Source organism: Leisingera sp. SA215, assembly GCF_055902035.1.
The window spans coordinates 481,717-501,600 of sequence record NZ_JBVVXU010000001.1 but is presented as its reverse complement, the minus strand read 5'-3'; the positions used below and the strand labels follow the sequence as shown (position 1 = coordinate 501,600).

Below are 19,884 nucleotides of genomic sequence, written 5' to 3'. Positions count from 1 at the left end.
GGGTTGTGACCCATTGAGGACACCTGGAAAGGATAAGGCATGGCACAGCGTGCAATCACCATGGGCGGCGCGCCTGAAGGGTTCGATGCCCGGCTGATCCTGAAGGAAGTGCAGAAATCCGGTGCGCCGGTTCTGCATGTGGCCCGCGACGACAAGCGGATGGAGGCATTGCGGTCTGCACTTGCCTTTTTCGCACCGGAGATGCCGGTGTTTGCCTTTCCGGGCTGGGATTGCCTGCCGTACGACCGGGTATCGCCGAATGCCGATATCTCGGCTGCACGGATGGCGACTCTGGCCGCCCTGGTGCACCAGATGCCCAAGCAGTTTGTGCTGCTGACCACGTTGAATGCTGCCAGCCAGCGGGTGCCAGCGCGCGAGGTGCTGCGCGAGGCGGCCTTTACTGCCCGCGTCGATCACCGGATTGACGAAGGGGCGCTGCGCAGTTTCCTGGTGCGTATGGGGTTCACCCAAAGCCCGACGGTGATGGAGCCGGGCGACTATGCGGTGCGCGGCGGTATCATCGATATCTTCCCGCCGGGTGAAAGCGGCCCGGTGCGGCTGGATCTGTTCGGCGATGTGCTGGATGGCGCGCGCCGGTTCGATCCAGCCACGCAACGGACCACCGAGAAACTGGACGTGGTGGAACTGGCACCGGTATCCGAAGTGATCCTGGACGAGGCGGCGATCACCCGGTTCCGGCAGAACTACCGGATCGAATTCGGCGCTGCGGGCACCGATGATCCGCTGTATGAAGCGGTCAGCGCTGGCCGCAAGCATCAGGGGATCGAGCACTGGCTGCCATTCTTCCATGAGAAGCTGGAAACCCTTTTTGACTACCTGCCGCAGGCGACCGTGACGCTGGACGACCAGGTAACACCGGCGCGGCTGGCGCGCTGGGACACAATCGAAGACCAGTTTGAAACCCGCAAACACGCAATGGCGCAAAAGGGGCGGATTGATACGGTTTACAAACCTACGCCCCCAGGATTGCTGTATCTGGATGATGCCGCCTGGGAGGCTGCTTCGGCAGAACACCGTGTGGTGCAATTGCACCCGCTGCCACAGGCCTCGGGACCAGGGACTGTGGACGCAGGCGGGCGGATCGGGCGCAATTTCGCACCCGAGCGGCAGCAAGAAAGCATAAGTCTTTTTGGTGCCTTGGCGTCCCATATCAAAGCACGGATGCAGGATGGGCCGGTTGTTATTGCCTCCTACTCCGAAGGCGCGCGGGAGCGTTTGACCGGACTGATTGAAGATGAAGGCCTGGCAGAAGCCATCCCGGTGATGGATGGAACGCGGATCGGAAAAAGCGGGTTGCATCTGGCGGTTTGGGCGCTGGAGCATGGGTTCGAGGCGCCGGACATGACGGTGATCTCGGAGCAGGATGTGCTGGGCGACCGGCTGATCCGGGCGCCGAGGAAACGCCGCAAGGCCGAGAACTTCCTGACCGAGACGCAATCTCTCAGCCCTGGCGATCTGGTGGTGCATGTGGACCACGGCATCGGCCGTTACAAGGGGCTGGAAGTGGTGACAGCTGCAGGTGCCGCGCATGAGTGCATTCTGCTGGAATATGCCGAAGCGTCCAAGCTGTACCTGCCGGTCGAAAACATCGAGCTGCTGTCCAAATACGGCCATGACGAAGGCCTGCTGGACCGGCTTGGCGGCGGTGCCTGGCAGGCGAAGAAGGCCAAGCTGAAGGAACGCATCCGCGAGATGGCGGACAAGCTGATCCGCATCGCTGCCGAACGCGCCCTGCGCAAGGCGCCGGTGATGGACCCGCCGCCGCACGCCTGGGAAGAGTTCTCAGCGCGATTCCCGTATCAGGAAACCGACGATCAGCTGCGCGCAATCGAAGACGTGATGGAAGACCTGCACTCCGGCCAGCCGATGGACCGGCTGATCTGCGGCGATGTTGGTTTTGGCAAGACCGAGGTGGCGATGCGGGCGGCCTTTGTCGCGGCGATGACCGGGCTGCAGGTGGCTGTGGTGGCGCCGACCACGCTGCTGGCACGGCAGCATGCCGCGTCCTTTGCAGAGCGTTTCCGCGGGTTTCCTTTGCAGGTCAGGCAGTTATCGCGGTTTATTTCCGCCAAGGAAGCCGGCAAGACCCGCGAAGGACTGGCAAAGGGAACCGTCGATATCGTTGTCGGCACCCACGCAGTCCTGGCCAAGAACATCAAGTTCCAGAACCTTGGGCTGCTGATCATTGACGAAGAACAGCACTTTGGCGTCGGCCACAAGGAACGGTTGAAACAGCTGCGCAGCGACATTCACGTGCTGACACTGACCGCAACGCCGATCCCGCGGACGCTTCAACTGTCGCTGACCGGTGTTCGGGACTTGTCTATCATCGGCACCCCGCCGGTGGATCGTCTGGCGATCCGCACCTACGTCAGCGAATTCGACACCGTCACCGTCCGCGAGGCATTGCTGCGCGAGCACTACCGCGGCGGGCAAAGCTTCTATGTGGTGCCTCGGATCACCGACCTGCCGGATGTCGAGGCTTTCCTGCAGGCACAGTTGCCGGAGCTGTCCTATGTGGTGGCGCATGGGCAGATGGCAGCGGGCGAACTTGATGACCGTATGAACGCATTTTATGACGGCAAGTACGACGTGCTGCTGGCGACGACGATCGTGGAAAGCGGCCTGGATATTCCTACCGCCAACACCATGGTGGTGCACCGCGCCGACATGTTCGGCCTCTCGCAGCTCTACCAGATCCGCGGCCGGGTGGGGCGGTCGAAAACCCGTGCTTACGCCTATCTGACGACCAAGCCGCGCCAGCGGCTGACACCGGCGGCCGAGAAGCGGCTGCGGGTTCTGGGCTCTCTGGACACGCTGGGCGCCGGCTTTACCTTGGCCTCGCAAGACCTTGATATCCGGGGCGCCGGTAACCTGTTGGGAGAGGAGCAGTCCGGCCAGATGCGCGATGTTGGCTATGAACTGTACCAATCCATGTTGGAGGAGGCGATCGCTAAAATCAAAGCGGGCGAGATGGAAGGTCTTTCAGATGCTGATGAGCAATGGGCGCCGCAGATCAACTTGGGCGTTCCGGTGCTGATCCCCGAGGACTATGTGCCGGACCTTGACGTGCGCCTGGGCCTCTACCGCCGCTTGTCGTCGCTGTCGACCAAGGTGGAGCTGGAAGGTTTTGCCGCTGAGCTGATCGACCGTTTCGGCAAGCTGCCCAAGGAAGTGAACACGCTGATGCTGGTGGTTCGGATCAAGGGAATGTGCAAGCGCGCAGGCATTGCCAAGATGGACGGCGGGCCAAAAGGCGCGACGATCCAGTTCCATAATGACAAATTCGCCTCGCCTCAGGGGCTGGTGGAGTTCATCCAGGGCCAGAATGGTCTGGCTAAGGTCAAGGACAACAAAATTGTCATAAGGCGGGACTGGAAGAAGGACAGCGACAAGATCAAAGGGGCCTTTGCCATTGCCCGCGACCTGGCGGAGAAAGTCGTGGCGGAGAAGAAGAAGGCCAAGGCAAACGCGAAGGTTTGATACTTGGAACCAAGGAAATTCAAATTTCCTTGGTAAATTTCTTCGAAGAAATTTTGCTCAGCTGCAGCTGCGGGTCGGCTTCATGGGGGCATGGGCGTGAAAACAGGCTGCAGCTACCACCTGATCGGCGCGGGCAGGCGCCCTATCGGGTTTCTGCTTTATGTTGCGGATTTCAACAGGTTCGCAGCGGACCATCTGGCAATCATGCAATTCTTTCAGGCTCCGGATTTTGACCGGATGGATCGACGCGCGCGGCAGAGTGCCATCAATGCCCAGGTCAGCCCCAGGACTCATCATAGCGCTGGCATTCGACTGGCAGAATGTCCTGCGCGTTCTTCTTGGGGCAATTTCCATCTGCGCCGGGAACATCGCGCCGAAGATGTCGAAATGGCAGTTATTTTTGCAGTAGCCGGTTTGTCGCGTTTGAGCCAAAGCGGTGCTTGCTGCGAAGGGGAGAAGAGCGGGCAGGATTAGCTGCCGAGGGTTTGATCGTGCCCCATGACTAAACCTCTCCCATCGTCTGGAAGGGTCAGGCAGGGGCGCTGATCCGGGCGAGTTGGTTATTCGGCGGGCAATTGCGCCTCCGCCCGTGCCATTCGCAGCATCAGCAGGAACGCAAGCCCGGCCATTGTCAGCAACCCGGCGGCCAGCGGCAGCAGCGAACCGTCGAACAACAGGCCCACGGGGGCGGCAATTGCGGCGGCAAGAATAGTGGAGATCGCACCGATCACCGAGGCCGCCATGCCGGCGATATGGCCCATCGGCTCCATCGCAATGGCGTTGAGATTGCCAAGCGTGGTGCCCGCAAGAAAGAACACGCTGGTTTGCCATGCGACAAACAGGCCAAACAGAGGCGTTTCCGGCAGAGCCTGGCCGCTGAGCATCAGCATGATGGCGGAAATGCAGACCTGCGCAGCCAAAGACCAGGTCACGATCCTGCGCATGCCAACGCGGACAACGATGGCTGCGTTCAGCAGGCTGGCGGTTCCTGCCATCAAGGCCACAAACCCAAACCAGAAGGGGAAGCTGCCGGCACGGTCAAAGATCACGTCATAGACTTGCTGCACCATTGTCAGCATAGTGAACAGCATTCCGAGGCAAAGGGTCTGCACCAGGATCGACAGGCGCACGGCAGGATGGGCGAACATCTCTTTCACCGCGCCCAGAAGCAGCGGCAGACGAAAGGGACGGCGGTTCGCCAGTGCCAGGGTTTCCGGGAGGCGCAGACCCATCCACATCACGATGAGGATGGCGAAAACAGCAAAGGCCAGAAAGATACCGCGCCAGCTGGAAAACGCGATGATTCCTGCACCCAGCATCGGCGCAAAGGCGGGAACCAGCGTGAAGATCATCATTGCAATCGACATCAGCCGCGCCATTTCCCGGCCCGAATAAAGGTCACGCACAATGGCAATGCCAACCACCCGCGGCCCGGCGGCACCCAGCCCCATGACGACGCGGGAGGCCAGCAGAAGTTCCAGCGATTGCGCCTGCCAGGCAACGGCTGCTGCGACAATATACAGCGCTGCGCCGCCGGCAATGACCTGCTTGCGGCCAAAGGCATCGGACAGCGGACCGGTAAAGAATGTGCCGATCCCCATGCCCAGCACAAAGGAGGTCAGCACCAGCTGGGCACGGTTGATGTCATCGGGGCTTAGCGTCTGGCCGATTTCGGGCAGCGCGGGCAGCATCGCATCGATTGAAAAAGCAATTGTGGCAAACATCATCGCAATAAGCGCAATGAATTCAGCCTTGGCCATGCCATGGGCCGGAGAGTGAACCTGGGACTGAGACATTTGAATCCTCTAACAGCTCTTCAGATGGTTCCGGGGAACAAGGCCGGTCCGGGAGCTGTCCGGTTCCGCTAGCACGAATCTGTTTGCCGGACCAGCGCCCGGCTGCACAGGAAACTGTGCATTGTTGCGATGCTAAGTAGTTTCCGCGCGGTTATTCGGCCTCTGCGGCCTTCTGCTGCTGCAGGATGTCCTCAATTACCTGTTTCCACAGTTCCGGCGGCTGGGCGCCGGGCACGGCGTGCTGGCTTGCAACAATAAACGTCGGCACCGAACTTACCCCCATTTTACGGGAGTGGGCGTCGCGGTTCTGGATGGCCTGCACATCGCTGTCGCCTTGAAGCAGCCGCGCGGTGACGCCAGCCTCCATTCCAACCCCGCTTGCGATTTCCGTCAGAACCGCGTGGTCTCCAATGTCCTTGGCGTCAATGAAATAAGCTCTGAACAGGGCGTCTACCACTTGCGTCTGCTTGCCCTCAATCCCGGCCCAATGGATCAGCCGGTGCGCATCCAGTGTGTTGGGGGTGCGTGTCATCGCCTCTAAATTGATGGCGAGGCCGGCCTTTTCGGCGTGTTCCACCACTGGCGCATAAGCCTTCACCGCGCCGTCCTTGCCGCCGAATTTACGCTCCAGGTAGTCGCGCCGTGCCATGCCTTCACGCGGCATATCAGGGTTCAGCTGGAAAGGATGCCATTCGATGACAAAGGGATGATCGGGCACTTCGGCCAGTGCCTTATCCAGATGGGTCTTACCGATATAGCACCAAGGGCAGATCGGGTCCGACAGGATGTCGAGCTTGACGTCGGTCATTGGGGTCATCCTTTGAACAGGGCGGGCAGGGCGCGGCGCAGCAGCTTGCCATTGGCACCCATAGGCAGGGCGTCCAAGTGGACGTAAGCGCGGGGCTGCTTGTAACGGGCCAGGCGCTGGGATGCAAAGGCCTGCAGCTGTTCCGGGATCAACTCTTCGGGACCGGTATAGAAGGCCGCGATGACATAGGTATCCGGCTTTACCTCAACTGCCGCGGCACCGGCCTGGGTGATGCCGGGATGGGCGGCAAGCGCGGTTTCAACTTCGATCGGCGAAACCCGGTAGCCGCCGGCGTTCATCATGTCGTCGGCACGGCCCAGATAGCGGATCTGGCCGTTCTCAGACATTGTGCCCTGATCACCGGTCAGGAACCAATCCCCCTGATAGCGGGCAGCGGTTTCTTCAGGCGCATTCAGATAGCCAAGCATCAGCCCCGGGTCCGAGCGGTGGATTGCGATGGTGCCTTCCTCCCCCATCGGAACCGGTCCGTCGCTGCCCAGTATGGCGGTTCTGCGGCCGGCTTGCGGCTGCCCGAGCGCGCCGTCCTGTGCAGGGCAGGACGGCGAAGAGGAAATGAAAGTGGAACATTCCGACATGCCGAAAGCCTCGAACAAGCCGCAGCCTGTTGCGGTCTCCCAAGCTGCGTGAAGATGGCGTGAAAGCTTTTCACCAGCGCAAAGCCCATGCCGCAAGTCCGGCAGATCGAGCGGGCCGGCGTGCAGGAATTTCCGGTAGACGCCGGGGGCGGCGGCAAAGAGGGTTGCCCGGTGGCGGTGCAACAGTGCGGGCAGGGCGGCTGGCGGGGTCCCAGGCTGCGGGATCAGCGCCGTTGCGCCTGCCGCCCAGGGGTCCAGCAGGCCGGTGCCCAGCGTGTAAGTCCAGTTGAAAGCGCCAGCATGCAGCAGCCGGTCGTCTGCTTTCAGACCGTACCAGCCCTCCACCATCATCTGCCGCGCCCAAACAGCCCGGTGTGCGTGGGCGACGGCGCGCGGATTTCCGCTGGTGCCGGAGGTGTAGACCACATAGGCGAGCCGCTCCGGGTCCACAAAAGCGTATTCACAGGGAGGCAGCCGGTGCATTTCCAGCAAGCTGGCGCTGCTGATTTGCAGCGGGTGACTCGCACAAGCCACAGCAGGGTCGCGCAGAACTGCAGCCGGGTTCAGATCGGCGATCATCCGGGCGGTTTCGGGCGCTGTCAGCTGGGCTGAGGTCGGAACCGGCACCAGCCCGGCCGCAATGGCGCCGAGATAGGCAATCGGAAACTCCACCGTGTTCCCCAGCCGCATCAGCACGATGTCTCCGGGTTTCAGCCCTGCCTTGAGCAGCCCGGTCCCGGTGCCGCGTACGGCGGATTCAAGCCGGGCGTATGTCCAAACTTCGCTGCCATCGCCTTGCAGAACCGACAACGCGGGTTTATCCGCCAGCCGCCGGGCATGGCGCAGCACATGGGCCGCGAGATTGAAGGGTGCGGGGCAGGGCGCAAAGGGTCCCTGATCAAAAACAGACAGCATGGCAATTGGGTAGCCTGCACCGTCCTGCGTTGCAAGCTGCGCCGGTGCGGCTTATAGAGTGGCTATGACTGACCGTGACCCGAAATCCCTGATTACCATCGCCCGTGCAAACGGCGGAGATGACGAAGCAGAGCCATTGGACTTGGGGGCACGCGTGCGCGAACTGCGCAAGGCGAGGGATTGGACACTGGAGCATGCAGCCAATCAGGCCGGGCTGGCGCGTTCGACCCTGTCCAAGATCGAAAATGGCCAGATGTCACCGACATATGAGGCGCTTAAGAAGCTGGCTGTGGGCTTGCAGATCTCGGTGCCCCAGCTGTTTACCCAGCCGCAGCGCGATCAGGTGAATGGGCGGATGACGGTGACCAAATCGGGGGACGGTTCGGCCCATGCCACCGCGACATATGAACACGAGCTGCTGGCGGACGGTCTGTCGCGCAAGCAGATGCTGCCTTACAGGGCGCGGGTGCGGGCACGGTCGCTGGATGAATTTGACGGCTGGGTGCGCCATGATGGCGAGGAATTCCTGTATGTGCTGACCGGGGTGGTCAAGCTTTATACGGAGTTTTATGAGCCGATCGAAATGCGCCGCGGGGACAGCGCCTATTACGACGCGGCCATGGGGCACAATGTCATATCCGTCAGCCCTGAAGACGCAATGATCCTTTGGGTGACGTCGCTGGTTTGATTCCGGGACCTGAAACAGGGGCTGTGCTGCTAATGCGGCCGCCCGTCCAGTTCTCTCAGCAGACTTTCGATATAGAGAAAATCGTCCACTTCCTCCCTGGCTTCGTTCAGGGTGAGGTGATGGGTGCGGGCCAGATAAGCAACAAATCTTTCCCGGTCATCCACAAGTGACGGCGCGTTGCTGGCTTTCAGATGCGGAAAGCGCTGTTTGATGCGGGGCATCCTGTCAATCCAGCTGGCAGCTGCTGTCTGTACAGGCATTGGGGGGCCTCCCTGACAAACGGATTTGGGTTGTTGGACCCTCATGCTAGCATTTTTCAAGCTTTGTGTAACGGCGGCCGCGGGGCATCAGCCCGGGGCCGCCGCATTCAGCGGAATTCCGCCAATGATCAACCCCGTGTAAACAGCCGAGGCAGAGTGATGTGGCCAATGCCCATCACGTACACCTGTATGGCAATGAACATCGGGATATCGCCCGGATAGATGCCTGCAAAGGTATCGCTGAAGCCGCGCGCGATGGTCACCGCCGGGCTGGCAAAGCTGGTGGAAGAGGTGAACCAGTAAGCCCCGGTGATATAGAGGCCGACCAGCGCGGACACCGCCTTGAGACGTGACCGCAGCCCGCCGAAAATCACGAACAGCAGGCCGAAAGCGGCCAGGATTTCGGAAAACCACTGAGCTGTTCTGCTGCGGAGCATGGTTGCGGATCTTTGCAAAATTGCAAGATCAAACATGATGTGGCAGGCCCAGCCCCCAGGATGCCACCAATGATCTGCACTCCGATATAGGGTGTTGCCGCGCTCCAGGATGGTCGCCACGCTACGCAAAGGCGAGCGTCACCGCCGGATCCCGGAAACCGGCCCCAGCGTGGTGATGATTGCATAGAGCATGCAGCCGGTGGCCATTAGATTGGCCAGCAGTTTCTGCCCGGTCACACGATCTCTCCTATCCGTTTGAACTGCTGTGTCAATTCGGCTGCGCCCGGCCGTGTTGTTCCAGCAGGAGGGAGCGGGCAGAGTTGCCCGCGCAGAGGAACAGGATGTTCAACGGGCGCTCACCCGATGGCATGGTCGGTCCTTTACTCGTTACAGAACTGCAGAAATCGGGTTGGTTCTGGCAGCACCCGGACAGCAGGTCATCAGCAAACGGAACAGGACCAGGCGGTTTGGATGCGCCAGAGCACTGAGTTTATCCGTGATATTAAGTTACATATTTCGCAAAATGTGGAATTAGTTGCCGTAAGTCAATTGCTCTGGCCGCAAGCTGCCGCTGGCCGGCGCGTCAGTCTGTCTGATACCACCAGACATCCGGCATGAACTCTGTCCGGTCGCCGTAAATCGGCAGATATTCCGGGAACCGCATTTCCTTGACATGGGCGATCCGCCCCGCATCGAACCGCCAGAAAGGAATGACATAGCGGCCTGCGGTTAAAACCCGGTCCAGCGCCCGCACCGCGGCTGTGAAGTCGTCCGGCTCCGACGCGGTTAGCATGGCATCGATCATCGCTTCAGCCGCCGGGCTGTCCATGCCCATCAGATTGCGGCTGCCGGGCTGGCTGACACCGTCGCTGCCCCAGTAATAGCGCTGCTCGTTTCCGGGGCTCAGCGACAACTCCAGGCGGTAGCGGGTTAGGTCGAAATCATAGGCATTCTGGCGTTCGACATATTGTGCATTGTCGACGGTTTCCGCCGTCAGCGAGATTCCCAGTCGCTCAAGTGCGCGGGCATAGATTTCAGTGATGGTTTTCATCTCACCGTCGCCCTGGCGGATTAAAACCGTGAAGTTTAATGCCGCACCATCGTTATTGCGCAGCACGCCATCGGTGACGCTCCAACCCGCGTCGGCCAGCAGTTTCATTGCTTTGCGCAGGTTTCTGCGGTTTCGCTTGGTGCCGTCACCCTGTGGCAACGCGTAGCCATCCAGAGTGCCGGGCAGCAGCGTGTCTGCAAAGGGTTCCAACAGTGTTTGAACTTTGCCGGCAGCTGGGCCGGGCTGCATGCCAAGTTCGGACCCCGAGAAATATGAGGTGATCCGCGGTTGCACGCCGCCTGTCACCGTGCCGTTGATATATTCGAAATTGAACGCCAGTAGCAGCGCCTCGCGCACGCGCCAATCGTTCAGCGGGGCACGGCGGCTGTTCATCACCAACCCGGTCATGCCCGAAGGGCGCTGATGCGGTATTTCGCTTTTGACCACATCGCCGCGGGTCACGGCAGGAAAGTTGTAGACGCTGTCCCATTTGTCGGCGTTGAATTCCCGCACCGCACTCAGCTCGCCTGCCTTGAAGGCTTCAAACAGCACGGTTGCGTCGCCAAAGAAATCCAGGCGCATTTCGTCAAAGTTCCGGGTGCCGCGGTGCAGTGGCAAATCCTTGCCCCAGTAATCCGGATCCCGGGCCAGGGTTATAAAGCGGCCGGGTTCAAAATTCTTGACCACATAGGCGCCGGTGCCGATCGGCGCGCCGGGCAGTGCATCCGTGCCGAAGTCCTTGTCCTGCCACTGCGCCTTCTTGAGGATCGGACGCATTCCTGCGATCAGCGCCAGCTCGCGGTCTATCGTGTTGAACGTCAGCCGCAGGCTGCGCGGCCCGGTCTGTTCCATCCGCTCGACCTTGGTCCAGAAACCTCGGTAGCGCGGGTGGCCTTTGGTGCCCAAAGTTTCATACGACCAGAGCACATCTTCGACGGTCACCGGACTGCCATCGGAGAATCGCGCCTCCTCCCGCAGGGTGAATTCGACCCAGGAGCGGTCCTCGGGCACCTCAATCGATTCGGCTAAAAGACCATAAAGCGTGAACGGCTCATCCCAGGAGCGGCCCATCAGGCTCTCGTATCCCCAGAACCTCAGCTGCCACGGCGCGGTCCCTTTAAGGGTGAACGGGTTCAGCGTGTCAAAGCCGCCGGTGTTGCCGAAAACCACCTTGCCGCCTTTGGGGGCATTCGGGTTGGCATAGGGTAAAGACACAAAATCCGGTGGCAGGGCGGGTGCGCCATACATAGCTATGCCATGACCCGATTCTGCCTGCGCAAAGTTCGCAGCAAAAGCCAAGGTGATTCCGGTCAGTGCCGTACGGAGCTTGACGAAATTTTCTATACACAGTTTCACAACAATCCCGCTCTGCCCTTATTTTCTTGCTTCCGCACGCTACGTGCGCTTTTTCGTCTTTTCAAACTTTTAGCTTGGACGAAAGCCGGAAATTGCTTATAAAGGGATCACTGCTCGATAGGTTTCTTGCCTGTATGAAACCTGCCTCAATAACTAACGCCCGCCTTGTGCGGGCGTTTTTTTTGGACAGTTCCACACCACCTCTGAAGGGAAATGCCCCCGCGTTGCAAGGGACGATCCGTAGTCTTACGCGTTTCTTTTGCATCTGCAGCATGGCACAGTGGCGGCAGTTTCATTCAGCCGAGGGAAAGATGCCGATGTCCTTGCAAGGGAAGACCGCCGTTATCACCGGATCGAATTCAGGTATTGGCCTGGGGGTTGCACGCGAACTGGCGCGGGCTGGGGCCGATGTGGTGCTGAATTCATTCACCGACCGGGAAGAGGATCACGCCCTGGCGGCAGACATCGCCCGTGAATTCAGCGTCAACGCCCGGTACATCCAGGCCGATATGTCCAAAGGGGCCGATTGCCGGGCGCTGATTGAGAAGGCCGGCGTTTGCGATATCCTGGTGAACAACGCCGGCATCCAGCATGTGGCGCCGATCGATGCGTTCCCGCAGGACAAATGGGACGCGATCATCGCGATCAACATGAACTCGAATTTCCATACCATGGCGGCGGCCTTGCCCGGAATGCGCGCGGCTGGCTGGGGGCGGATCGTCAATATCGCCTCAGCGCACGGGCTGACTGCCTCACCGTTTAAGGCGGCCTATGTGGCAGCCAAGCACGGGGTCGTCGGCATGACCAAGACAGTGGCGCTGGAAACAGCGGAGGAGCCAATTACCTGCAATGCGATTTGCCCGGGCTATGTGCTGACGCCGCTGGTGGAGGCGCAAATTCCGGACACCATGGAAAAATACAACATGGGCCGGGACGAGGTGATCAAGAAGGTGATGCTCGAACGCCAGCCGAGCCGCGAGTTTGCGACTGTGGAGCAATTGGGTGGCACCACGGTGTTCTTGTGTTCCGATGCCGCAGCGCAAATTACCGGCACGACGCTGAGTGTCGATGGCGGCTGGACGGCGCTGTAGGCGTCGCCTGGAAGCGGCGGGAGGGGCCGGCCCCCAATGCCGCAGCCGGGAAAATTCAGCCCCGGAGCATTTTCGCAAAGATGAAATGGGCAGGTGCATTTTGGTGAAACGCATTAATCTGGCCCTGCAGGGCGGCGGCGCGCATGGAGCGTTTACCTGGGGCGTGCTGGACCGGCTGTTGGAAGATGAGAGTACCGAGGTGGCCGGGATTACCGGAACTTCGGCTGGCGCGCTGAATGGCGCAGCATTCAAGTCCGGTATGGTTCAGGGCGGGCGCGAGGGCGCCAAGGCGGCGCTGAACAGTCTGTGGCGGCGGATGGGGGCGGTGGGGGACATGCGTTTTGCCCATTGGCTGACCCGGTTTGATGCGGTGGCCTGGGCAGGCGCCTGGGAGGCGGCAATGCCGTTTTCTCCGATGGAATCCATGAGCCAGGCGATCTCACCCTATCACTATGGTCCGTTCTACAAGAACCCGCTGCAGGAGGTTGTGGAGGCGTTCAATTTTTCGAAAGTCTGCGCCGAGGAAGGCCCGGAGCTGTTCGTTTGCGCCACCTGTGTGCGCAGCGGCAAGATCCGCATTTTCGAGGGGCAGGAGATCAGCACAAATGCGATCCTCGCTTCGGCCTGCCTGCCGGACATGTTCCAGGCGGTGGAGATCGAGGATCCGGACACCGGGCGGATGGAGGCCTATTGGGATGGCGGATTTACTGGCAACCCGGCACTGTTTCCCTTGTTCCGCGCCGGGCTGCCGGGGGATGTGGTGATTGTGAACATCAACCCGCTGGAGCGCGACGAGATTCCCAAGACGCCGCAGCAGATCCGCAACCGGGTGAATGAGATCAGCTTCAACTCGTCATTGCTGCGGGAGTTGCGGGCTATCAGCTTTGTTCAGCGTCTGCTGGCGGATGGAACGCTAGCACCCGGGCGGATGAAGAAAGTGCGGGTTCACATGATTGCCGATGATGAGCTGATGACGCAGCTGTCAGTCACCACCAAGCTGTTTCCTGTGCCGCAGATCCTGGCGCGGCTGAAACAGGCGGGGCGGGATGCGGCAGACAGCTTTCTGGCGCGGGACGGGAAGAACCTCGGAGTGCGTTCTTCGACGGATTTGCCCGCGATGTTCAGCTAGGTCAGGCGCTTTCTTTCACTGCCGCTTTCTTGCCGTTCTCCAGCGGTTTTGAGGGGTCCTTGGGGTTCGGATAGACAAGGCCTGCCGAGATTACCAGCTTGGCAGAATCCTCCACTGACATGTCCAGCTCGATCACATCTTCTTCGGGGACGAACAGCAAAAAACCGGATGTCGGGTTTGGAGTGGTTGGCAGGAAGACACTGGTAAGGCCGCGGCTGGTTTCGACCTTCTTGGCGATCTCACCCTTCGCAGCGGTGGAGATGAACCCGATCGCCCAAATGCCCTTGCGCGGGTATTGCACCAAGCAGGCCTTTTCAAAACTGCGTTCCGACTGGGCGAAAACGGTCTCTGAAATCTGCTTGATACCGGAATAGACCGTGCGGACCACCGGCATGCGTTCTACCAGGCTCTCGGCAAAACTGATCAGCGACCGGCCGAGGATACCCTTGGCAATCCAGCCAACAACGATTGTGAACAGCAGGAAGATGATCAGCCCGACACCGCGCAGGTTGATGCCGATGTACTGTTCGGGCCGGAAGGTGGTTGGAACCAGCGGCAGCACCACGCTGTCGATCCAGCCCATCACCGACCACAGCAGCCAAATGGTCAGGCCCACCGGTGCAATGACGACGATCCCGGTAAAGAAAGAGGCGCGCAGACTTGCAAACAGTCCGCGGCGGCGGTGAGGTTCTTCGTCGAAGGGCGTTGTCATGGGGCTGCTTCACCTGAATTTCGATTGGAACCTAGGCACTGATTGCGGGCGGAGCAATGGCATCCGCCCGGAAAATCAAATCATTGTGGCCGTTTGTTCAGTTCCTGTGCGATCTTTGCCGCCAGACGGGCGTTGTTGCGCACCAAGGCGATATTGGCGGTGAGCGAGCGTCCCCCGGTCAGCTCAAAGATCCGGCGCAGCAGGAAGGGGGTTACATCCTTGCCTGAGATGCCCTGTTCATCGGCCTCGGACTGGGCTTGGGCGATGACCGGCGCCAGCTCTTCGGCCGGGATTTCGGCCTCTGCCGGGATCGGGTTGGCGACCAGCTGGCCTCCGGGCAGGCCCATGGCCTTCCGGGTGGCATGGGCGCGAGCGATCTCGGCGGCCCCGTCCATACGCAGAGGCGCCTTCAGGTCGGACTGCGCGGACCAGAATGCCGGGAAGCTGTCCTGGCCATAGGCGATAACCGGCACGCCCTGGGTTTCCAGCACTTCCAGCGTTTTCGGCACGTCGAGAATGGCTTTGGCGCCCGCAGCCACCACGGTGACCGGGGTTTGCGCCAGTTCCATCAGGTCGGCGGAAATGTCGAATGTGGTCTCGGCCCCTTTATGCACGCCGCCGATACCGCCGGTTGCAAAGACTTCGATCCCGGCCAGCCGTGCGGCAATCATAGTCGCCGCAACCGTGGTCGCACCGGTGCCGCCAGTGGCGATGCAGGCGGCCATATCGGCGCGGGAGATCTTGGCAACCCCCTTTTCCTGGCCAAGCACCTGCAATTGATCGGGTTCAAGCCCCACATGCAGCACGCCTTTCATAACGGCCATTGTGGCGGGCACGGCACCGGCATCGCGGATGTCCTGCTCCACCTGGGCGGCGACTTCGACGTTCTGCGGGTAGGGCATGCCATGGGTGATGATGGTGCTTTCCAGCGCAACAATGGCCTGACCTGCGGTCTTGGCGGTCTGGACTTCGGATGAATAGCGAATTTCGATCACAACGGGGGTTCTCCTGAAACATATGTGGCCGCGGCCGCGAGGGCGGAGGCCAAAGCGGTCTTGCGGTCTTCGCCCCGTGCCTCGGCGACGATATGGGCGGCCATAAAGGTATCTCCGGCGCCGGTCACCCGGGCGACGGTCACGCGGGGCGGAACAAGGGTGATGGCGCCTTCGGCATCGGCGACGGTGGCAGAGGAGCCGCCATCAGTGACCAGCACCCGAGCCGCACCGCGATCCAGCATTGCCTGCGCAGCGGTTTCGCTATCGGTAAACTCTGCCTGGCATAGGATGCCAGCCTCTTCGAGGTTCACATAAAGCGTGCCGCGGGTGCGGTTGAGAAATGGACGCAACCGTTCCGCCTTTCCCGGTGAAGCTGGAGCGACGCGCAGGTCGGCACTGGCAAAGGCGGGACTGGCCACGATGTCATCCAGCACCGAAAGCGTCAGGTTGCCATCCAGCGCAACCTGACCCCGGTACGGGGCATCGCAGGTGCCCAATGCGCCGTCGGACAGCGGACGCAGGATCTTGTCGCCAGCGGCCTCCAGCGAGTGGGCGTCGGCAATGGCGGCAATCAGCCCGTTGGCGCCTTCGACTGCCATGTAGCGGTCGGTGGGCAGATCCTCGGACCGGTAGATGTAATCCGTGATCAGGCCAAAGTGGCTGCAGGCGTGGATCAGCTCGTCACCTTCGGGATCGCGGCCCACGGCCGTCAGCAATGCAGGCTGCATCCCGAAACGCGACAAGGTCATGGCGATGTTCATGGCAACGCCGCCGGGCAGCCGGGTGATGCGCCCGGGCATGTCCGAGCCGCGCTGCATCTCCGTACTGCAGCGACCGATAATGTCCCAAAGGACCGACCCGATGCACAGCATGGCGGGGCGCTGGGGAGCGGAGTTTTGTGTCATAATGACCTATTGCCGCCTTTGCCGGTTCATCGCAAGAGGCATCACGGTGCAGGCACCGCAAAGGTCAGCGCCGCCCAGAGGCTTTCCCAAACATAATCCTGGCCTTCACGGGCGGGACGAAGCACCACAGCGTCAAGCAGGTAAGACTGCCCTGGGGTAACGGGGATGACCGCCTCACCCCGTGCATCGGTTGGCATGGTACTGATGCTGATGCTGCCATCCGGCGCTTTTGCAAAAATCTCAACCTGTGCCTGGGGGCGTGGCTTGCCTTGATACAGCACCTGAACCGGGAGACCTGATGACAGGTCATCGGTATAGGGATTGGCGAGGGCAACGATCTCGGTCTCCAGCCCCGTGTCCTGATCGGAGCCTGCACCGCTGCCGATGGCGATCAATGCCTTGGCATAGCGGGTGTATTGCTCGGCAAAGCCCGCGTCCGGCAGGCCAAGCGCGTGGTGCTGACCGGGAATGCCGGCAAAACCCTTGTGATCGATGAAGGCCTGAAAGTCCTCCCAGGTGTCATAGATCAGCATCTGCGGCTGTGTCTGGTGGATGATCACGGCCAGACCGTCACCTTTTTCGTCGGCGGTCAATGCAGGCATGTCGCCCATCCGGCCTTCATAAGCCGTTGCAGATCCGTTCTGAACAACCTCGAACCGGGCAATCCGGTGATCCAAGTAAGGCTGTTCGGCCCCCTTGAATTCCTGTCCGTTGCGTAATCTCGCCACCACCCCGGTGCCGATAGGCACTTGATATTTTTCCGGCTCAATCCAAAACTCGTGGGATAACAGCGGGGCGGCCCCCAAAGCCAGCCCGGCGCAGAGAGTTGAGCAGAACAGGCGGTATTGCATGAAATTGTCCTTGGCTGTCAGGCGCGGTGTGACTTGGCTGCAGATCCTATTTGCGCTGCTGTTCAGTGTGGTTGCAATAGCAGCTGCAAATGTCCGCGCGCATGAGGTCACACCGGCGATTGCCGATTTCCGGGTGGAGGACGGGCAGATCACCCTGGGGCTGCGGCTGAATGTCGAGGCGTTTGTCGCCGGCATTGATCTGGATGGCCTGTCGGACACAAACCAGACGGCGCAGGCCGCTGACTACGATGAACTGCGCGGACTGGGGATGCAGGATCTGGAACCGATGGTCCGGCTGTTCGCCGAAGAATGGCTGGAAACGTTTTCCTTGCGGGCCGGCAGGGCAGTGGACCTCCGCCTGTCGCATGTCACTATACCGGAGGTTGGCGATGCCAGCCTGCCGCGCGCGTCTTTTCTGGAGCTGACCGGGAAAATTCCGGCAACGGCCGACAGCCTGCGGATTTTCTGGCCTGCCGGGTCCGGCGGCGTGGTGCTGCGGCAGAACGGGGTCAAGGAACCCTATACCGGTTACCTCCAGGGGGGAGAGACATCGCCGCCGATCCCGTTGAAGGGCGGTGCAGCCAAGACACCGGTCGAGGCCTTTGCGGAATACATTCCCGTCGGCTTTACCCATATCCTGCCGAAGGGGCTGGATCATATCCTGTTTGTACTGGGGCTGTTTTTTCTCAGCCCGCGGGTAAAGCCGCTGCTGCTGCAGGTGAGCGTCTTTACAGTGGCGCATACCATTACACTGGCGCTGGGCGCCTTGGGGGTGGTGTCGGTCAGCGCCAGTATTGTCGAGCCGCTGATTGCACTGTCGATTGTCTTTGTCGCGGTCGAGAACATCTTCGCCCGCAAGCTGCACGGCTGGCGGGCTTTTGTGATTTTTGGGTTCGGGCTGTTGCACGGGCTGGGCTTTGCCAGCGTTTTGGGCGCGTTCGGTCTGCCGGCCAGCCAGTTCCTGCCAGCCCTGATCGGTTTTAACATCGGCGTGGAACTGGGCCAGCTTGCAGTGATTGCGGCGGCTTACCTGGGCGTGCGGCTGTGGTTCGGGCAACATCCGAAATACCGCGGCCGTGTGGCGATCCCGGCCTCGGTCACCATTGCGATGATAGGGGGGTACTGGTTCGTCGAGCGGGTGTTCCTGTAAAACCCCGCTAAACGGTCAGCCCATTGCCCGCATCAGGGTTTTGATCTGTGCAAGCGGGTCCTCGGCATGCCAGATTTCGTCTCCGATGCCAAAGAAATCGGTATAGGGGGCGATGCTGCGTACCAGATCCTCGGTCAGGCCGCCCTCTGCGACCACAGGAACCTCGATCATCTGGGACCACCATTGGAACAGATCAGCCTCAGCCTGTGCGCCATCCCCCAGGCCCGAAGTGCCGACGGGCCCGAAGCTCACGTAGTCCACGCCCGCTTCACCTGCTACCATGCCGTCGTGCTGCGACGCGCCGCAGAAACAGCCGACAATCGCATCCGGCCCCAGCGCCTTGCGCGCGGTGCGCACGGATTTGGACGCGTCTGTCAGATGCACACCGTCAAGGCCCAGCCGCTCTGCCAGGATCTGATGATCCGAGATTACCAGCGCCACATCGCGTTCCATGGTGACCTCGCGCAGTGCGTCGCCTGCACGGCTGAGGGTGTCTTCGTCTCGGCTGGCCAGATCCAGGCGCACGCAGGCCACGCCGATCTCGTCCAGTACCCGTGCCAATTGGCCGGGAAACTTGCCCAGTTCAAAGCTCGGCGGGGAGATCAAGTAGATCTGCGGCTGTTCCGGTGCGTCAGAAGGGCTGTCCATGGTGGCGCTCCATTGTTCAGGCGATTGAACGGTGTTTAGCCGATTTGCCGCCGGACGCAAGGATTTGCGCAGCCAGCGCAAGCGGGAAATACCGGCAAGTCAGGTGCCGGACCTTGCCCCGGACGCCTGCGGGGATTACAGCAAGGCGGATTTTACGCGCAACAGACGGATGCCTGCAGCAATGCCCACTGATACGCCTCAACCTGCCTTTGTCCTGGTCCGCCCCCAGATGGGCGAGAATATCGGCGCCGCGGCGCGGGCAATGTGGAACTTTGGCCTCGATCGGATGCGCATCGTGGCGCCGCGGGACGGTTGGCCGAACCCCAAGGCGGTTGCGATGTCATCAGGTGCCGGCCGGCTGCTGGACGAGGCACAGCTTTGTGCGGATGTGCCCGAGGCGCTGGGCGATTGCACCTATGTCTTTGCCACCACCGCCCGCCAGCGCGGGCTGACCAAACCCGTCTACAGCCCCGAACGCGCGATGCAGATCGCAGCTGGCAAGATCGCGGCGGGCGAGAAGGTCGCGGTTATGTTCGGGCCCGAGCGCGCGGGACTGGAGAATGAAGACATCGCCAAGGCCAACGCCATCATCTCGGTGCCGGTGAACCCGCTTTATGCCTCCTTGAACCTGGGCCAATGCGTGCTGCTGACCGGCTATGAATGGATGCGCCAATCCGGTGAAGTGGAGCATGAAACCACTGACCTCGGCCGCAAGGGCGACTGGGCGAGCGGTGTGGAAGTCGAGAAACTGGTGGAGCATTACGAGAACCGCCTGGACCAGGCGGGCTTTTTCTTCCCGCCGGAAAAAGCTGAGAGCATGAAGACCAATCTGCGCAATCTGTGGAGCAGGATGCGGATGACCCGCGCGGATGTGCAGATGCTGCACGGGATCATGCGGCAGATGGTTCGTTGGAAAGAGCGCGGCGGCGAGTGAGCCGCTCTGGACCAATCCCAAATCCGTCCTTAGCTTGGCAGCAATGGTAAAGAGGCAA

General features: G+C 60.9%; 17 protein-coding genes and 1 pseudogene. 7 read left to right on the top strand and 11 right to left on the bottom strand.

Annotation, left to right across the window (positions count from 1 at the left end; genetic code table 11):
* The first annotated feature begins 39 nt into the window (after positions 1-39).
* Positions 40-3,504 carry a transcription-repair coupling factor gene (gene mfd / locus AC0KW6_RS02375; protein ID WP_474033975.1) on the top strand — a complete coding sequence of 1,155 codons (3,465 nt, stop codon included), beginning with the start codon at positions 40-42 and terminating at the stop codon, positions 3,502-3,504.
* A 90-nt stretch (positions 3,505-3,594) separates the two neighbouring features.
* The gene (locus AC0KW6_RS02370) at positions 3,595-3,978 is read left to right on the top strand and encodes a hypothetical protein (RefSeq protein ID WP_474033974.1); all 384 of its coding nucleotides are present in this window, start codon (positions 3,595-3,597) and stop codon (positions 3,976-3,978) included.
* 86 nt (positions 3,979-4,064) lie between these two features.
* On the opposite strand, the gene AC0KW6_RS02365 is transcribed toward AC0KW6_RS02370, so the two are convergent.
* The 3 genes from AC0KW6_RS02365 to AC0KW6_RS02355 form a co-directional block, all read right to left on the bottom strand.
* Positions 4,065-5,300 (bottom strand): MFS transporter, encoded by a 1,236-nt coding sequence (locus AC0KW6_RS02365; RefSeq protein WP_474033973.1) that lies wholly within the window; start codon positions 5,298-5,300, stop codon positions 4,065-4,067.
* Positions 5,301-5,451: 151 nt separating this feature from the next.
* Entirely contained in the window at positions 5,452-6,108 is a 657-nt protein-coding gene (locus tag AC0KW6_RS02360; RefSeq protein WP_474033972.1) for a DsbA family oxidoreductase, read from the bottom strand.
* Between the two features lie 5 nt (positions 6,109-6,113).
* Positions 6,114-7,619, bottom strand: coding sequence for a class I adenylate-forming enzyme family protein (locus AC0KW6_RS02355; protein ID WP_323775622.1), 1,506 nt, complete (start codon positions 7,617-7,619; stop codon positions 6,114-6,116).
* A 64-nt stretch (positions 7,620-7,683) separates the two neighbouring features.
* Here AC0KW6_RS02355 and AC0KW6_RS02350 point away from each other — a divergent pair, with 64 nt between their 5' ends.
* Positions 7,684-8,307, top strand: coding sequence for a helix-turn-helix domain-containing protein (locus AC0KW6_RS02350; protein ID WP_323775621.1), 624 nt, complete (start codon positions 7,684-7,686; stop codon positions 8,305-8,307).
* Positions 8,308-8,336: 29 nt separating this feature from the next.
* Here the strand turns inward: AC0KW6_RS02350 and AC0KW6_RS02345 are convergent, their stop codons facing one another.
* The 3 genes and pseudogenes from AC0KW6_RS02345 to AC0KW6_RS02335 all read right to left on the bottom strand — a co-directional run bounded on the left by AC0KW6_RS02345 (position 8,337) and on the right by AC0KW6_RS02335 (position 11,303).
* The gene (locus tag AC0KW6_RS02345) at positions 8,337-8,567 is read right to left on the bottom strand and encodes a hypothetical protein (protein WP_323775620.1); all 231 of its coding nucleotides are present in this window, start codon (positions 8,565-8,567) and stop codon (positions 8,337-8,339) included.
* Positions 8,568-8,695: 128 nt separating this feature from the next.
* Positions 8,696-9,226: pseudogene (locus tag AC0KW6_RS02340) on the bottom strand (aquaporin); the annotation flags it as partial.
* A 361-nt stretch (positions 9,227-9,587) separates the two neighbouring features.
* On the bottom strand, positions 9,588-11,303 hold the full coding sequence (locus AC0KW6_RS02335; RefSeq protein WP_474033971.1) for an extracellular solute-binding protein: 1,716 nt from the start codon (positions 11,301-11,303) through the stop codon (positions 9,588-9,590).
* 425 nt (positions 11,304-11,728) lie between these two features.
* On the opposite strand from AC0KW6_RS02335, the gene AC0KW6_RS02330 reads away from it, so the two are divergent.
* Together AC0KW6_RS02330 and AC0KW6_RS02325 are read left to right on the top strand one after the other, a co-directional pair.
* A complete protein-coding gene (locus AC0KW6_RS02330) occupies positions 11,729-12,502 on the top strand; it encodes a 3-hydroxybutyrate dehydrogenase (protein WP_323775618.1) in 774 nt (257 codons plus the stop codon).
* 100 nt (positions 12,503-12,602) lie between these two features.
* Positions 12,603-13,631, top strand: coding sequence for a patatin-like phospholipase family protein (locus AC0KW6_RS02325; RefSeq protein WP_323782853.1), 1,029 nt, complete (start codon positions 12,603-12,605; stop codon positions 13,629-13,631).
* Between the two features lies 1 nt (position 13,632).
* On the opposite strand, the gene AC0KW6_RS02320 is transcribed toward AC0KW6_RS02325, so the two are convergent.
* The 4 genes from AC0KW6_RS02320 to AC0KW6_RS02305 all read right to left on the bottom strand — a co-directional run bounded on the left by AC0KW6_RS02320 (position 13,633) and on the right by AC0KW6_RS02305 (position 17,094).
* Positions 13,633-14,343 carry a DUF502 domain-containing protein gene (locus tag AC0KW6_RS02320; RefSeq protein WP_323782857.1) on the bottom strand — a complete coding sequence of 237 codons (711 nt, stop codon included), beginning with the start codon at positions 14,341-14,343 and terminating at the stop codon, positions 13,633-13,635.
* 80 nt (positions 14,344-14,423) lie between these two features.
* Positions 14,424-15,338: a pseudouridine-5'-phosphate glycosidase gene (locus AC0KW6_RS02315; RefSeq protein ID WP_474033970.1), complete on the bottom strand. Its 915-nt coding sequence runs from the start codon at positions 15,336-15,338 to the stop codon at positions 14,424-14,426.
* Entirely contained in the window at positions 15,335-16,243 is a 909-nt protein-coding gene (locus AC0KW6_RS02310; protein WP_474033969.1) for a PfkB family carbohydrate kinase, read from the bottom strand. Before AC0KW6_RS02310 ends, AC0KW6_RS02315 begins: the two co-directional genes overlap by 4 nt.
* A gap of 41 nt (positions 16,244-16,284) precedes the next feature.
* On the bottom strand, positions 16,285-17,094 hold the full coding sequence (locus tag AC0KW6_RS02305; protein ID WP_474033968.1) for a DUF4198 domain-containing protein: 810 nt from the start codon (positions 17,092-17,094) through the stop codon (positions 16,285-16,287).
* On the opposite strand from AC0KW6_RS02305, the gene AC0KW6_RS02300 reads away from it, so the two are divergent.
* The gene (locus tag AC0KW6_RS02300) at positions 17,093-18,244 is read left to right on the top strand and encodes a HupE/UreJ family protein (RefSeq protein WP_474033967.1); all 1,152 of its coding nucleotides are present in this window, start codon (positions 17,093-17,095) and stop codon (positions 18,242-18,244) included. The two genes, AC0KW6_RS02305 and AC0KW6_RS02300, sit on opposite strands and share 2 nt — an antisense overlap.
* A gap of 15 nt (positions 18,245-18,259) precedes the next feature.
* Here AC0KW6_RS02300 and AC0KW6_RS02295 read toward each other — a convergent pair whose 3' ends face one another.
* Positions 18,260-18,892: a thiamine phosphate synthase gene (locus AC0KW6_RS02295; protein ID WP_024090198.1), complete on the bottom strand. Its 633-nt coding sequence runs from the start codon at positions 18,890-18,892 to the stop codon at positions 18,260-18,262.
* Positions 18,893-19,073: 181 nt separating this feature from the next.
* Here AC0KW6_RS02295 and AC0KW6_RS02290 point away from each other — a divergent pair, with 181 nt between their 5' ends.
* Entirely contained in the window at positions 19,074-19,826 is a 753-nt protein-coding gene (locus tag AC0KW6_RS02290; protein WP_323782876.1) for an RNA methyltransferase, read from the top strand.
* Positions 19,827-19,884 lie beyond the last annotated feature (58 nt).

Excerpts from the sequence above, each read along its gene's own strand:
- AC0KW6_RS02370 (WP_474033974.1), top strand. The coding sequence starts at position 3,595 with ATGGGCGTGAAAACAGGCTGCAGCTACCACCTGATCGGCGCGGGCAGG.
- AC0KW6_RS02330 (WP_323775618.1), top strand. The coding sequence starts at position 11,729 with ATGTCCTTGCAAGGGAAGACCGCCGTTATCACCGGATCGAATTCAGGT.
- AC0KW6_RS02365 (WP_474033973.1), bottom strand. The coding sequence starts at position 5,300 with ATGTCTCAGTCCCAGGTTCACTCTCCGGCCCATGGCATGGCCAAGGCT.
- AC0KW6_RS02355 (WP_323775622.1), bottom strand. The coding sequence starts at position 7,619 with ATGCTGTCTGTTTTTGATCAGGGACCCTTTGCGCCCTGCCCCGCACCC.
- AC0KW6_RS02350 (WP_323775621.1), top strand. The coding sequence starts at position 7,684 with ATGACTGACCGTGACCCGAAATCCCTGATTACCATCGCCCGTGCAAAC.
- AC0KW6_RS02335 (WP_474033971.1), bottom strand. The coding sequence starts at position 11,303 with ATGTATGGCGCACCCGCCCTGCCACCGGATTTTGTGTCTTTACCCTAT.
- mfd (WP_474033975.1), top strand. The coding sequence starts at position 40 with ATGGCACAGCGTGCAATCACCATGGGCGGCGCGCCTGAAGGGTTCGAT.
- AC0KW6_RS02295 (WP_024090198.1), bottom strand. The coding sequence starts at position 18,892 with ATGGACAGCCCTTCTGACGCACCGGAACAGCCGCAGATCTACTTGATC.
- AC0KW6_RS02290 (WP_323782876.1), top strand. The coding sequence starts at position 19,074 with ATGCCCACTGATACGCCTCAACCTGCCTTTGTCCTGGTCCGCCCCCAG.
- AC0KW6_RS02345 (WP_323775620.1), bottom strand. The coding sequence starts at position 8,567 with ATGCCTGTACAGACAGCAGCTGCCAGCTGGATTGACAGGATGCCCCGC.
- AC0KW6_RS02360 (WP_474033972.1), bottom strand. The coding sequence starts at position 6,108 with ATGACCGACGTCAAGCTCGACATCCTGTCGGACCCGATCTGCCCTTGG.
- AC0KW6_RS02310 (WP_474033969.1), bottom strand. The coding sequence starts at position 16,243 with ATGACACAAAACTCCGCTCCCCAGCGCCCCGCCATGCTGTGCATCGGG.
- AC0KW6_RS02320 (WP_323782857.1), bottom strand. The coding sequence starts at position 14,343 with ATGACAACGCCCTTCGACGAAGAACCTCACCGCCGCCGCGGACTGTTT.
- AC0KW6_RS02300 (WP_474033967.1), top strand. The coding sequence starts at position 17,093 with ATGAAATTGTCCTTGGCTGTCAGGCGCGGTGTGACTTGGCTGCAGATC.
- AC0KW6_RS02305 (WP_474033968.1), bottom strand. The coding sequence starts at position 17,094 with ATGCAATACCGCCTGTTCTGCTCAACTCTCTGCGCCGGGCTGGCTTTG.